Below are 14086 nucleotides of genomic sequence, written 5' to 3' on the forward strand. Positions count from 1 at the left end.
CTCACACAAACACAATAGGGTTTTGCTCGTGCCGTGCCATGCCGATCAATTCCGATAGTCCATGGGCGCGTTCCCGAACCCATGCGTCGGGGCTGGATTCGATGATCATCAATTCGCGCTCGGGCTCGCCGAAGCCAGGCTCCTCAGTGACGTCTCCGACATGGCTGGCTGAAAAGGGGACAATCCGTTCCAAGGCCGACCCTTCGCCGAGATGGCCGGCAATCCTCTCCAAAAGCGCGGCGATGCGGGAGATGTTTCCAACTCGCCACGCCGCGCGCTGTGACAGCGTCCCAGTCGAGATGCCCTCGGGATGAGTGACCCAACGTTCACCCGTTATCGCAGGCCGGCGAGCGTAGCCATTGCATGGTCAGGGCCTGCTCGTTGCCTCCGAGAACGCGGTAGAGGCTGTCGATCTTGACATTTTTGCTCTTGGACAACCGCCGCTTGGCCCGCAAAGGCAGGCCTGAAGGCCGGTCGCACTTGGTGCGCCGGGGCCTGGAAAAGGCCGTCCCAGGTGAATGCGGTGGAACGGCCTTCTCGTGGCACTATGGACTCAGTAGGCTTTTTTTGGCGCTGCAGCCTTTGCGGCGTGCTTCTTGTGCTTCACCGGGCATTTGTGGTGCTTGGTCACTTTGCAGGCCTTCTTGGTGGAGACCTTTTTCGGAGCGGTCTTCGCCGGAGCGGCGGCCGTGGTCGAGGCGGCCGGAGCAGCGGTCGTCGTGGCAGCGGCGTTGCCAAGAGTCGGCATCGAGAACGCCACAGCGACAGCGAGGCCGAGGGCGGAAAGGAGGGACTTTTTCATGGCTTCGTTTCCTTACCTTGCAGGTCGGTTTTGGGTGTCACTGCATCCGGGTCGATCGGTGTTACTCCAAGCAGCTTCAGAGCGTTCGCGAGCATGCGGATTCCCTGTGCCTGCTTTTTGTTGGCGCAGAACCGGTTTCCCCTTCTTTGCAGTGCTTTCGCCGCGGTGACCTGCGTTGACGCGGCATGAGTTTCGAGGGCTTCGTCAACTTGGCGGCTGAGATTGTTGCAGCGCTCGGTCCGGGTAATCGCAACCTTTGCCCCGCCAGCTTCAACCGGGCCGGTGATGAGCGACATGCCGAGCAACGCACCCATGAAGCTGATCGAGAACCTTTGCATCGCTTGTCGCCAATCCGAACAAGTGCTGCAGTGCTGCAGCCGATGATCGACCCTCTCCAGTCGATTTTACGCCTGAACGATTTCTGGAGTTTTTCTGGTGTGTTTCTGAATTGTGTCTGAGGCGCCGACTGAGCGCCTTTGCCGAACTCGTCGCTCAAAGCGCCCGAAGCAGCGAGCCGCGCGGTGAAGCTGGCCTTGCTGTTGATGGAGAACAATCTCCCGCAGAAGATGGCGCCTTACGAAATCCGCTATAGCGCGCGCTTGATCTGCGGCAGGTCGCGCGTGAACGGGCGAAAACCGACGCTGTGGTACATGTTGCGGGCAGCGGCGTGCGCCGGCGCGCCGAGGCAGGCGACCAGCATGCGCTTGGCGAGTTCGGTCGGGCCAAGGTTGTGCATGCGGACACCTTTGAGGGAGCGTTCTGCCGAGGTGAGCGTTGTCGGCCTGGAATCGGGAGCCCGCCGTAAACCGCTGAAATCCTTAACACGATTTTCATTCCGCTGCCCTAACCACTATGCCATGGCACGGCATTTCGAGCGGTTGGTTGCAGGCCCTCCTCCCGAGGGGCGGAGCGAAGCCGTGCAGGCCGGCATCCTGCGCGACCAACTGGCCGACCTGAGGAAGGGCATCTTCATTTCCATGCCCGTCGGCACGGTGCTGTCGGCCCTGATCCTGGCCGTGCAGATGCTGTCGGGCGGCGGTCTCGCGGCGGTGCTGTGGTTTGCGGCGATCAGCGCGCTGAATGGCGCGCGCCTGGTGCTTGCCTTGACCCGGTCCGACACTGCCGACAGCAGCCCGGAGGCGCTCGGCGCCCGGCTTTCCCTCTATGGGATGCTGTCGCTCGCGGCGGGCATCGCCTGGTCCTGCCTGGCGCTGCTGACGAACGGATACACCACGCCCCAGGCGCCGCTTTATCTGATCGTGCTCGCAGGTGCGTCGGCCGGTTCGGTCACATACGGAACATCATACGCGCCGGCCTCGATCAACTTCGTAACGCTGCCGCTTCTCATCGCCGCCGGATGCGTGCTGGCGAACGGCGGTACCGAGAACGATATCCTGGCCTTCACGATCGTGCTTTTCCTCGCCGGAATGGTCAGGGGCGCGCTGCTCGGACAGTCCCGCTTCCGCGAGGCGAGCCGCCTCAAATACGAGGCGAGGGCGTTCGCCGCCGAGATGGAACGAAACTCCAGGCGGGATCCGCTGACGAACCTGCTCAACCGGCATGGGCTCGAGCACGCCATCTCCCGGCTTGGACTGGCCGACGGTCCGTTCGTGGCCATGCTGATCGACCTCGACGGCTTCAAATCCGTCAACGACACCTATGGTCACAACATCGGCGATGACCTGCTGGTCAAGGTTGCGCGCCGCATTGAGGGCCACGCGCCGGAAGGCGCGACGATCGCGCGCATCGGCGGCGACGAGTTCGTGCTGCTCTTTCCCGCCGGCAGCTCCCCGCATTCGGCCGGCGAGCTTGCCTCCGCCATCATCGCGGCCATCGCCAATCCGGACCCGGAGTTGAACTCGGTCCGTGTCGGCGCATCGATCGGCATCTATCAGTCGGACAGGCCGCGATTGACGGAGATGCTGCTCAAGGCGGATTTCGCGCTTTACGCGGCCAAGCGCGGCGGCAGGAACGAATATTGCCGCTTCGACACCGAGCTCGACAGCGCGCTGGAACGCAGGCACTGCATCGAGCGCGATCTGCGCGGAGCCATCGAAGCAGGCGCGCTCTGCTCGTGGTTCCAGCCCGTGCTGCGCCTGGATACCGACGCGGTCGTCGGCTTCGAGGCGCTGCTGCGCTGGCAGCATCCGCTCCACGGGGCCATTTCCCCGCCCGAGATCGTCACCGCGGCGCGCGAGACGGGCCTGTTGTCCCTGCTGACAGAGACGGTGTTCCGCAATTGCTGCTCGATGATCGAAGAGCTGGTGCGGCAAGGCCGCCGCGATGTCCGGGTGGCGATGAACCTGTCGCCGCGCGAGCTCGAGGTCGGCAATGTCGACGACATGATCCTGGGTATCCTGAAGGCGAGGAATGTCCCGGCGGCGATGCTCGAGATCGAGATCACCGAGGAAGCGCCGGTCGATCGCGCCAGGGTCGACGAGAAGGTCGGGCGCCTCGCGGATGCCGGCATATCGATCGTGCTCGACGATTTCGGCACCGGGTTCTCGACCCTGGCCTCGCTGAAGGACAGCCGCATTCGCAAGATCAAGATCGACAAGGATTTCGTGCGCGACCTTGCCAAGTCGGTTGCCGACCAGGCCCTCGTCAAGGCGGTCATCGATCTCGGACGGACGCTGGGCATCGAGGTCATGGCTGAAGGGGTCGAAACGGAAGCCGACCGCCTGATCCTGCGATCGCTCGGCTGCATGATCGCGCAAGGATATCTGTTCTCGGCAGCGCTTCAGACGCGTGACGCGCTTGCCTTCAACGCCGGACGCTTGGACGGCTCTGCCGCGACCGACGCCGTCTTCGATCCTCCGGCGTTGCGCAGTACCCGAAGCGGCAGCGCGGCCTGACAGGCGGCTGAGATTTGACGAGCTGCCGCGGACAACCGCTTTGTGCCTTCCAAAATCGCTTGCGCTGCGATCCTATCGTCCGCCGAGTCCATACAACCGGTGGTGCTCGCCGACTCTGGGTAGCTTCCCAGGTTACCTTCGGCGCACGGCTGATAGGGCGCAGCCGGCCGATCTGACAACAGCGGCCAGCGGCTTGAATCGATGGAGGCGTGCCGCTCACGGACGAACGCGAATGACCGTCTTCCCGCTGATCCGCTCGGTCGGGTTGAAGGCGGCGACGGCATCCTCAAGGGTCGAGACGGTTCCGATGTTCGTCCGCAGTCGTCCGTCCCGCACCCGCTGGACGATCTCACTCAGTTGGGCACGATCGGACTCGACAACGAAGTCGACCGACAGGCCGTCGTCGGGCCGCGTCTCGCTTGGCCCGACGATGGACACCAGTGTTCCTCCGGCTCGAATCAGGCGCGCGGACCGGTCCCCGATGTGCCCGCCGATGACATCGAACACCAGATCGATTGCACCGACGTCTTCCAGGAGGTCGTTGTCGAGGTCGATGAACTCGTGCGCGCCGAAGTCGAGCGCCTTCTGGCGGTCGGCGGCGCGTCCGGTGCCGACGACGTGGGCGCCAGCCTCTCGTGCGAGTTGTGTCACCATCGACCCGACTGCGCCGGCCGCGCCGTGCGCGAGGACGCTCTGGCCCGCTCGGAGGCGGCCGTGCTGGAACAGCCCTTGCCATGCGGTGAGGCCCGAGATCGGCAGGCTCGCGCCCACCGTGAAGTCGACGTCGCCCGGCAGCGGCGCAAGGTTGCGTGCCTCGATCGCCACATACTCGGCCAGAGTACCGTCGCGATACCAGTCCGCGAGGCCGAACACCCGCTGTCCAACCGACAGACCTGTCGTGCCATAGCCGAGAGCGCTAACCACTCCGGCGAGCTCGTGCCCAGGAATCGACGGTGTTCGGTCGCGGTCCCGGCGGTCGGTCCAGGTCGAGGGCCACTCCATCTCGGTCGGCACGAATCCCGACGCGTGAATCTGAACGATGACGTCATTTATCGCTGTTGGCGGGTCGGCCAGCTCCACCAGCTTCATCCCGGCAGTTCCCGCGGCCCGGTTCGTCACAACGATTGCCTTCATCGTCCACCTGCCTGTGTGTCGTCGGTCGTCATCATCCAATTCCTGCTTCTCACTTCGAAGGGAGCGTTATCCTGACGCCACGTTGCCACTGCTGCTGGCGCGATGAAACCCCGCGCCAGGCATCTCTGGACGAGCGGACACGCATTCCGGAATCCAGAGCTGGCCGGCGCCGAGGATCAGTGCGCCAGGCGCGCGAACTTGGTGCAGCGTCGGATGTGCGCGAGCTCACGCAGCGAGATTAGCTAGCGTTGATAGCCCGACGAACCAGATGACGGATGTCGCCAACCGCGCGCCCTTTAAGATCGCACCGCTGGCGGGAGGGGTACCTCGGAGCGCGGTATTTGGCTCACGCGCCCTTATCATTCTTCACACTTTGCCGGTACTCGCTTGGATCAACGGTGTAGGCTTTGCGGAATGCTCGCACGAAGCTTGAGCGACTCTCGTATCCCGCGTTATGGGCCACAACATCGACGGGCGTCGTAGTTGTCGTCAGATCGAGCGCAGCCTGCCGCATCCTGAGGTCGCGAAGGATGGCCATGGGCGACCGACCAAAGATTTCGGAGAAGCGGGCCATGAAGGCTGAACGGCTCAAGCTTGCGCTGTGAGCAAGACTTTGGACGGTGTGTGCAGCGCCAGGGCGGGCTACCATGTCGGCGAACGCGCGCGTGATCTGGCGGTCAGCAAGGATGGAGAAACGGTCCGTCCAGCTCTGCGATGATTTCAGCGAGCGCCGAGCCAACGCAATGATGACTTGTTTCAGAAGTGACGCCGTCATCGCTCCCGTGCCAATCTCTTGCGACAAGAGTTCATTCATGGCCTCACGGAGCTTGCCATCAATCTTGTCCGACGGTTCGAATTGCTCGACGACTGGTTCTCGCAGGTCGCGAAACAGACCAACCGACTGACCAAAGGACGCATTGAAGAAGCCGCAAATTTGCACGACCTCGGGCTCTTCGTTCGGAACAGCGATGCGCAACAGGCCGTCTTCGTCGCGCTTCCAGCAATCGCGGTTGATCAGGCGGGTAGTGCCGTCACCGTCATCGACCTCGATCGAAAAGGGCGTATTCGGGGGAACGATGATGAGCAGATGCGGCATCAACTGCATGTTTGGGCCGCGATTAATCGATATCCGTCCAGAACCCTTGAGGTTGTAGTGGATCGCGGGCACATCGATCATTCCCATCTCGGCCCGGTGGCCGCGAGGAACGAGGACTTCTGTCAACGCCACGACGTCGATCTCAAGCGCCTGCATGAGGTTATTGAGGTCGGCAGTAGAGAGCCTCGAGGCAGAGACGGCGATCATCGAATCGGTCCGCTCCCTTGTCCGTTTCCGGCCCGCGATTTGGTCGTGTTTTGCATCGCAACCTGCTTACAAAAACAACCCGCGCCTCCGCTAGGCGAATGATGTAACTGGATTTTAGGGCACGCTGAAAGGGCTTTCCGCAGCGACCGTCTGTTAGATATGCAGGTAGATCGAAGGAACTGGGGCACTAACATCTTTGCCGAATTGCGCCAGGCGGAGACGTTCAGTCAAACGGCTGCTTGCTGGTATCTTCGCTCCAATAGCGGTCAGTCTCCTTCCGGCCCAAACGTGACATTGCGCGATCGCCGACCCAAGTTGTCTCCTGGCTCGAAGCAATCATCGAAAGGGTTCAATTGAAGCGGCCGATATGCTTGCCGTTGCAGAAGAGCCGGCATCGGCGACAGGCAGGAACAGTCGGCGGCCTGCCGTCCGCCCTACCTCTCCGCGAACGCCCGCGCGAAGGAATCCATCATCGGCCGCGCCAGATATTCGAGGAAGGTCCGGTCGCCGGTGCTGATGAAGGCCTCCACCGGCGTTCCGGGATAGATCTGCTCGGGTTTCACGCCGGGGGGTAGGGCGTCGGCGATCTTCAGCCTGGCGCGGAAATAGGGCTCGCGCGTGGCCGGGTCGATCAGCCGGTCGGCGGAGATCTCGCTGACCGTCGCCGACACTTCCGGCGTCAGGCGCATGTTCAGCGCCGAAAGCCTGAGCTTCGCCGGCTGGCCGACGCGGACCTGGTCGATGTCCTTGGGCCTTAGCTTGGCGTCGACGTTGAGGCCTGAAGCCGTGGGCAGGATCTCAATGATCTTCTCGCCGGGCGCGATCACGCTGCCCTTCGAATTATAGGTCGACGACACCACGATGCCGGCGGCCGGCGCCTTGATCGTCGTGCGCTGAAGTACCGCTTCGGCCGCCCGCATCCGCTCCTCGATGTCGGCGAGGTTGGTGCGGACGTCGTCCAGCTTGGTCAGTGCTTCCTCGACGCGCTGCGTGGTCAGCCGCTCGACCTGCACCTGCGCCTCGACGATCTGCGAGTTGGCCGCGGCGAGGTTTGCCTCCAGCGCGCCGGCCTGGCCGACGAGGTCGGCCTCCGAGCGCAGCAGCTGCGAATATTCGGTGCGGTTGGTGAGGCCCTTGTCGAGCAGGCCGGTCTTGATGCCGAGCTCCTTCTTGACGACTTCCGACTGCTGCTCGATGGCGAGCTTCTGGGCGTTCAGGCCGACGACCGACTCGCGATGCATGGCGACCCGCTGCGCCATGATCGACTGTTCGGAGCGGAAGCGGGCGAGCCTGGCGTCGAACTCCTTCTGCTGTTCGCGGATGAGGTTCTGGAAGTCCTGCTGGAACGGCGCGGGCGCCGGCTCGGCGACCGGCGCCAGCCTGTCCAGCCCGTCGCGCTCGGCCTCCAGCCGCGCCGCGGTTGCCTTGAGCGCGATCGACTGCCTGGTCAGCCGGTTGAGGTCGGCTTGCGCGGCTGTCCGGTCGAGCAGGATCAGGTCCTCGCCCTGCCGCACGCGGTCGCCTTCATGGACGAGCAATTGCTGGATGATGCCGCCTTCGGGCTGCTGGACGAGGATGTTGCCGCCGGTCGCCGAGATCGTGCCTTGCGTGATCACCGCGCCGGAGAGCGGCGCGCTCGCCGCCCAGTAGCCGAAGCAGCCCGCGAAGATCGCGATTGCCACATATCCGGCGAATGCCACGCGCCGGAAGTCGGTGCGTGGCTGGCCGTCGAAGGTGAGGCTCCCGGCTGTCATCGCCTAGGACCCGAAGCGGATGCCGTGGGCGCGGATCGTCGGCGTGAACGACCCGGTCACCACCGTGCCCTGCTGCGCCGGCACGCCCTTGCCGGCAGCCGGCTGCCGGAGCACCTCGCTGCTTGGACCGAAGGCCTCGATCATGCCGCCGCGCAAAAGCATCACGCGGTCGCAGGCGGCGGCAATCGAAGGGCGATGCGTGATCACGATCGTCGTCACGCCCGCGGCGCGTGCGGCGGCAAGCACCGCCTCGAGCGCCGCTTCGCCGCTGCCGTCGAGATGCGCGCTGGGCTCGTCGAGCACTAGGATCTGCGGACTGCCGTAGAAGGCGCGCGCCAGCCCGATCCGCTGGCGCTCGCCGCCCGACAGCGTCCTGTCCGACGGGCCGATCCCGGTTTGGTAGCCGTCGCGCAGCGAAAGGATCAGCTCATGCGCCTCGGCGCGCCTCGCCGCCTCGACGATCGCGCTGTCGTCCGCCTGCTGGTCGAAGCGGGCGACATTTTCCGCGATCGATCCGGGAAAGAGCTCCACCTCCTGCGCCAGGTAGCCGATCTTTCTGCCGAGCTGGTTTTCGTCCCAGCTCCTGAGGTCGGCGCCGTCGATCCTGACCGAGCCGCCGGTCGGCTGGGCGGCGCCCACGAGCAGCCGCGCCAGCGTGGATTTGCCGGCGCCGCTCGGGCCGACGATCGCCACCGCCTCGCCGGCGCCGATCTGGAAATTCAGGCGCTTGAGGATGGGCTCGGTGCCGGGCTGGGCGTTCGGCGCCATGAAGAAAACGTCCTGCACGGCAATCGCGCCTGATGGGTCGGGCAGGGCGAGTTTGCGCGCTTGCGCCGGTTGCGCCGCCAGCGCCCTTTCGAGCCGTGTCCACGCTCGGCGGGCATCGGTGATCTGCCGCCAGGCGCCGATCAGCTGGTCGAGCGGTTGCAGCGCCCGCGCCGACACCAGCGAGGAGGCGAAGATCATGCCGGCGGTCATCTGCCCCTCGACCACCAGCCATGCACCGGCGCCGAGGATCGCCAGCTGCAGCATCATGCGCAGCGCCCGCGAGGCACCGCTGAAGATCGCGTTGGCGCTCGCGGAGCGGTCGTGCAGGATGAGCGCTTCGCCCACGTGCCGCCCCCAGACCCGCGCGGCGTTGTCGACCATGCCCATGGCGCGCAGCGTTTCGGCATTGCGGGCAAAGACCTGTTCCGCTTGGGCAGCCAGAGCCGAACGTTCCACCGACAAGGCATCGTTTCGGCCGATGGCAAGCTGGTTCGCGACGACCAGGAGAACCAGCAGCACCGTGCCGGCGAGCGTCACCCAGAACAGGACGGGATGGATGAGATAGAGCAAGGCGAGGAAGACCGGAGCGAAGGGCAGGTCGAACAGCACCGCCACGCCGCGCGACCGGATGAAGGCGCAGATCGAGGCGAGGTCGCGCAGCGGCGACAGGCCGCCCGCATGTTTGGCGGCAAGCGAAAGGGCGAACGTTCCGGCACCCAGCTTCCGGTCGACGGTCGCCGCGACGCGCTGCGTGTAGATGGCGCGAACCGCGTCGAGGAAGCCGAGGAAGGCGAGAGCCAGCACCGCGATGAGCGAGAGGTAAAACAGCGTCTCGACGCTGGAGGACGGCAGCACGCGGTCATAGACCTGCAGCAGGTAGAGCGGGATCACCAGCAACAGGATGTTGATCAGCACTGAGAAGGCGCCGACATCGGCGATGGCGCGCAGGAAGACCGGCCGCAGGCCCGACGGTCCAGTCATTCCCGCGTTCCCCGCTGCATGATCCCGAGACCTTACGCGTGGCCCCCAAACTCGGAACCGCCGTGCAGCGTGCTGCCGGCGGCGCTGTATGTCGCGGTGCTGATTGTCGGGGTGCTGAATGTCGGGGTGCTGGTGCTGGTGACGTTCAGCGCGGTCGCCGGCGCGCTGTCCAGCGTGTAGGCGTGGATGTAGTCGATCTTCATCTGGGCCGGGGTCGCCAGATGGTCCGGCGGCGCACCCGCCTGACCGCCGACCGCGAGATCGACCAGCATGTACATCGGCTTGTTCATGTCGGACGGCGTCGCCGCCTCGGCGACCTGCACGCCGTCATAGGTCCACACCAGCTTGTCCGGCGTCCACAGGAGGCCATAGGTATGGAAGCCCGCGGTGTCGGAGACGTTCACTGTCGACCCGACCGTGGTGTGGGTCCCCGTCTCATTCGTATGCGCGGTCATCAGAAGCGAGTTCGGGCTCTGGCCGTACATCTCCACGACGTCCAGCTCCGGCGGCCACGAGCCGTCTTCGGGCAACAGCCAGAAGGCCGGCCAGGCGCCGGCGTTTTCCGGCAGGTCGGCCCGCATTTCGAAATAGCCATAGGTCTGCGAGAAACTATCGTGGGTGGTTAGGATGCCCGACGTGTATTCGTAATTGTTGATCAGCGGCTTGATGTCCGCGGGCGCCTGCGCCGCGGTGATGGTCAGCACGCCATTGTTCACACTGAATGGATGGACGGAGCTCGTCGGGGCGTAGCTGGCGTCGATATACCACTGCAGCTCGTTGTTCTGGGTGAGCGTGCTGCCGTTCGGCGCGCCCCACCAGAAGTTTGTGTCCCAGGTGCCGCCCTGGCTGTTGTGAAGGTTCAGCGTGTTGAACTCGTCGCTGAAGGACAGCGTCATTCCGGACTTGTCGATCGGCAGCTCGAACTGGCTGGGCTGCAGCTTGTCGATGGTCGTGTCCTTGAACTGGAGGATCTCGCCGGATCCGAGGTTCAGGATGACGTTCGATCCCGCCTGGATCATGTTCGAGTGGATGGCGTCGAACGAAGTGAAGCCATAGCCGTTGAGGCGGACGGTGTCAGTCGCTGCGAAATTCGCGATCAGGTCGCTTCCGTTGCCTTTCGAGACGATGAAAGTGTCATAGCCGCCGCCGCCATCGACCAGCACATCGTTTCCCAGGCCGCCGTCCAAGGTCTGGTGGCCGGCTTTGGCGGTGATGATGTTGTCCAACCCGTTTCCGAACGCGAAGTTCTTGGCATTGGTGACGATGAGGTTCTCGACATTGTCGGGGAGCTTGTAGCTCATCCAGGTGCTGATGGTGTCGATGCCTGCCCCATAGCCCTCGGCCACCTTGTTGCCCGCGGCGTAGAGGTAATAGATGTCATCCCCGTAGCTACCGTGCATGGTGACGTTGACACCGGAGGCTCCATAGAAGGAGTCATTGCCGGAGGTGCCCCACAAGTCCGGCCCAGACCCCGATGCCGAGAACCAATGGGTGGACGAGCCGCTATAGGGAAGAGGAACGCCTACTGCGTTGACGATGGAGGTCATCGGACAATCTCTCCGTGCTGCCTGGCCCGTGGAACCCGCTATGCGGGTTCCATCGGCCGCTTTCGACCAACTTCTAATTCACATGATAGTTCCAAGGAATAACCATATAGTACAGAGGAAAATCTCCATTTCTCGATCAACTCTTCAGAGTAGATAGAATAAGGGATAGCTAATGCAATTTAGAGGCGTGAAGCCTGGTCAATTTTATACAATATTGTCTGAATTATGCTGAATTATTAGGCATGCGGCCGCGGATGAACGCATTCCTGCAACGTCTAATCTGGCCGACGGTTGGAGATCGGCGAATCGATAGTGGTGCTGAAAGACCGCCAACCACTCACGCCTTGCCCATCGCGATCGACTTCTCGAACGCCGCCGCCAGCCCCTTCGCCACCGCCTCGTCGAAACCCGCTTTGCGCATCGTCTCGATCGCGGCCGCCGTCGTGCCGCGATAGTCGAGGAACGCTTTCACCGTATCGGCCGGCGAGGCGTCTTTGAGCTCCAGCAACCGGCCGGCTCCGGTGAGCACGGTGTTGACGGCGCGCCGCGCAACGTCTGGCGCGAGGCCGAAGGCAACGGCCTCGCGCATCATCGCGTCCGCCAGGAGGGCCGGGAAGGCGGGCCCCGATCCGGTCAGGCCGGTGAGGTAGTCGATATCGCGTTCGGTCGCCACCTCGTCCTGCACGCCGCAGGCATCGAAGATCGCGCGCACGGTTGCGCGGTCCGTCTGGGTGGCATCGCTGCTCGCGATCCAGGGCGTGTAGGATTTCGCGACCTCGGCCGCCGCGTTGGGCAGCGTGCGCACCACGCGGCGCGTGCCGTGCTTTTCGCCCATCTCGGCCAGCCGTATGCCGGCCATCACCGAGATCACCAGCTTACCTTTTGCATCGAGCTCGAGCGACGGCCAGTCCTGCGGCCGCACCGAAAGCATGATGACATCGGAGCGGTCGGCGAGCGCCTGGTTGTCGTCGGTCCAGAAGGCTCCGGGGAAGCGATCCGGCTTCACGCTCCGGTAGGACAGCGCAAGATCTGCGGCATGCAGGATGCCGGCCTCGAGCGAAGCACCCGCGATGGCGCCGCCCAGCCAGCCCGCGCCGCCGACGATACCGAGCTTGAATGAAGTGCCCATCCTTGCCTCCTTCTGCCCTGCCTTCTCGTCGAAGGTCCGAGCGTGGCGGAGGCAGGGCTTTTGTTCAAGGGCTCAATACCCCCGCATCAGGCCGCCGTCGACGCGGATGTTCTCGCCGGTGATGTAGGCCGCGCCGTCGGAGGCGAGGAAGGAAATCGTCGCCGCCACTTCCTCCGAGGTGCCGTAGCGCTTCATCGGCACGCTCTGGCGGCGCTCCTCCACGGCCGGCAGGCTGTCGATCCAGCCCGGCAGCACGTTGTTGATGCGGATGTTGTCGGCCGCATAGGTGTCGGCGAAGATCTTGGTGAAGGCGGCGAGCCCGGCACGCGCCACCGCCGAGGTCGGGAAGGCGACGCTCGGCTCGAACGCCCAGGCGGTCGAGATGTTGATGATTGCGCCCGACTTCTGCTTTTGCATCACTGGCGTCACCAACCGGGTCGGGCGCACCACGTTGAGGAAATAGGTGTCGATGCCCTTGTGCCAGTCTTCGTCGCTGATCTCGAGGATTTGCGCGCGCGGCCCGTGGCCGGCGCTGTTGACCAGCACGTCGATGCGACCCCAGCGTTCGAGCGCCCCGTCGGTGAGCCGCTTCAGGTCATCGTTCGACTGGTTGGAGCCGGTGACGCCGAAGCCGCCGAGCTCCTGGCCCAGCGCCTCGCCCTTGCCTGAGGAGGAGAGTACGCCGACCTTGAAGCCGTCCGCAGCCAGCCGCTTCGCCGCCGCCGCGCCCATGCCGCTGCCGCCCGCCGTCACCAGAGCTACTTTGTCCACCATCTCTCAATCCATTCGTTGAGGCGGGGAGGCCGCCTGTTGATGAAGGCGCCTCTGTTAACACGAGAGCGGGGAGGCACGAACCGGTTTGGATTGCGCCAAGAGGACGGCGGCCAGCGAAGGCGGCGGAACAGCCGATCTTCCTCCTTGCGGGGAGATCGACGGCTTCGGCGCCGGCGCCAGCTATTTCGCTTCGGGATTGTGAACCCACCCGTGCCGCCGCTCTTCCCACGCGATACGTGTCGGCGCCGGAAAGGCCGAGTCGGCAAAGCAGCCCACGGCAACCGCTATGACGTCCGGCTTGCGCACCGGCTCCCAGAAGACGCTGGACCCGCAGTTCGGGCAGAAATGGAAGGTGACGGCATGGCCGCTGTGGGACGATCGCCTGAAGGTCTTGGCATCGCCTTCGGCCTTCACCTTCTCGCGCGCATAGAAGGCCCCGATGCCATAGGTGCTGCCGGTCCGCCGCTGGCAGTCGAGGCAGTGGCAGAGCGCGACCAGTTGCGGCTCGCCGGTGCAAGTGATTGTCAGTTGCCCGCAGGCACAGGATGCGGTTCGCATGGGCTGCCTCATGGTTGGATAAAACCGTCGCCCGCCTTTCGGCGGTCGGCATGCTCAGATTTTCCGGGAGATTGGCGCGGCGTCGCGCCCGCCACAGTGTTACGCGCTGCGGGCAGGGGATTCAACAGCGTCGACGGGCGGGCGAAAAACGGAGGAGCGCGTTATCTCCCTCCAAGTGGTAGATGGTCGGCAGACCAGAGGGGCGCTGCCCCGACGACGTCTCAGCACTTGGTTCTCCGGCTCCGCCAGCGCTTCGTCATCTTCGGGCTTGACCCGAGGATCCCTGCCGCGACGTTGGCCGAAGGGCGCAGCGAGGCAGAATTCTGAACTGTTGCAACGCTTTAAGGTTACGGCATGGCAACTGTGTTCATGCGAAGGCGGTTTTGTCTCGAATGATGGCATTGAGGGTGACGAGGAGCTTTCTGGCGACGGCGACGATGGCAAGCTTCTTGGATCCGGAGCGGGCCGCGAGTGCGGTGTA

General features: G+C 64.3%; 13 protein-coding genes. 1 reads left to right on the top strand and 12 read right to left on the bottom strand.

Translation table 11 applies throughout. The annotated features are described in order from the left end of the window. Nucleotide 1: 1 nt before the first annotated feature. The 4 genes from EN853_RS28300 to EN853_RS28315 form a co-directional block, all read right to left on the bottom strand. Complete coding sequence (locus EN853_RS28300) at nt 2-193, bottom strand: hypothetical protein (RefSeq protein WP_127862307.1); 192 nt, start codon at nt 191-193, stop codon at nt 2-4. 360 nt (nt 194-553) lie between these two features. Beyond that, a complete protein-coding gene (locus EN853_RS28305) occupies nt 554-802 on the bottom strand; it encodes a hypothetical protein (RefSeq protein ID WP_127862306.1) in 249 nt (82 codons plus the stop codon). Continuing rightward, nucleotides 799-1140 carry a hypothetical protein gene (locus tag EN853_RS28310; RefSeq protein WP_127862305.1) on the bottom strand — a complete coding sequence of 114 codons (342 nt, stop codon included), beginning with the start codon at nt 1138-1140 and terminating at the stop codon, nt 799-801. The genes EN853_RS28305 and EN853_RS28310 overlap by 4 nt, the downstream gene beginning before the upstream one ends. A gap of 248 nt (nt 1141-1388) precedes the next feature. Then, nucleotides 1389-1538, bottom strand: a complete 150-nt coding sequence (locus EN853_RS28315) for a hypothetical protein (protein ID WP_210234817.1) — start codon at nt 1536-1538, stop codon at nt 1389-1391. Between the two features lie 181 nt (nt 1539-1719). Here EN853_RS28315 and EN853_RS28320 point away from each other — a divergent pair, with 181 nt between their 5' ends. Then, nucleotides 1720-3657 (top strand): GGDEF domain-containing phosphodiesterase, encoded by a 1938-nt coding sequence (locus tag EN853_RS28320; RefSeq protein WP_245517217.1) that lies wholly within the window; start codon nt 1720-1722, stop codon nt 3655-3657. A gap of 216 nt (nt 3658-3873) precedes the next feature. Here the strand turns inward: EN853_RS28320 and EN853_RS28325 are convergent, their stop codons facing one another. From EN853_RS28325 to EN853_RS28360, 8 genes are all read right to left on the bottom strand, one after another. Next, entirely contained in the window at nt 3874-4791 is a 918-nt protein-coding gene (locus tag EN853_RS28325) for an NADP-dependent oxidoreductase (protein ID WP_127862303.1), read from the bottom strand. A 346-nt stretch (nt 4792-5137) separates the two neighbouring features. Next, a complete protein-coding gene (locus EN853_RS28330; protein WP_127862302.1) occupies nt 5138-6094 on the bottom strand; it encodes a helix-turn-helix transcriptional regulator in 957 nt (318 codons plus the stop codon). A 434-nt stretch (nt 6095-6528) separates the two neighbouring features. Beyond that, the gene (locus EN853_RS28335; RefSeq protein ID WP_127862301.1) at nt 6529-7848 is read right to left on the bottom strand and encodes an HlyD family type I secretion periplasmic adaptor subunit; all 1320 of its coding nucleotides are present in this window, start codon (nt 7846-7848) and stop codon (nt 6529-6531) included. Nucleotides 7849-7851: 3 nt separating this feature from the next. Continuing rightward, nucleotides 7852-9597 (bottom strand): type I secretion system permease/ATPase, encoded by a 1746-nt coding sequence (locus EN853_RS28340; RefSeq protein ID WP_127862300.1) that lies wholly within the window; start codon nt 9595-9597, stop codon nt 7852-7854. Nucleotides 9598-9629: 32 nt separating this feature from the next. Next, a complete protein-coding gene (locus EN853_RS28345) occupies nt 9630-11144 on the bottom strand; it encodes a family 16 glycosylhydrolase (RefSeq protein WP_127862299.1) in 1515 nt (504 codons plus the stop codon). Nucleotides 11145-11481: 337 nt separating this feature from the next. Continuing rightward, nucleotides 11482-12273, bottom strand: a complete 792-nt coding sequence (locus EN853_RS28350; RefSeq protein WP_127862298.1) for a pyrroline-5-carboxylate reductase dimerization domain-containing protein — start codon at nt 12271-12273, stop codon at nt 11482-11484. Nucleotides 12274-12345: 72 nt separating this feature from the next. Then, nucleotides 12346-13047, bottom strand: coding sequence for an SDR family oxidoreductase (locus EN853_RS28355; RefSeq protein ID WP_127862297.1), 702 nt, complete (start codon nt 13045-13047; stop codon nt 12346-12348). A gap of 180 nt (nt 13048-13227) precedes the next feature. Next, entirely contained in the window at nt 13228-13605 is a 378-nt protein-coding gene (locus EN853_RS28360) for a GFA family protein (protein ID WP_127862296.1), read from the bottom strand. Nucleotides 13606-14086: the final 481 nt, after the last annotated feature.

The sequence above is a fragment of the Mesorhizobium sp. M1C.F.Ca.ET.210.01.1.1 genome (assembly GCF_004791585.1).
GTDB lineage: Bacteria > Pseudomonadota > Alphaproteobacteria > Rhizobiales > Rhizobiaceae > Mesorhizobium.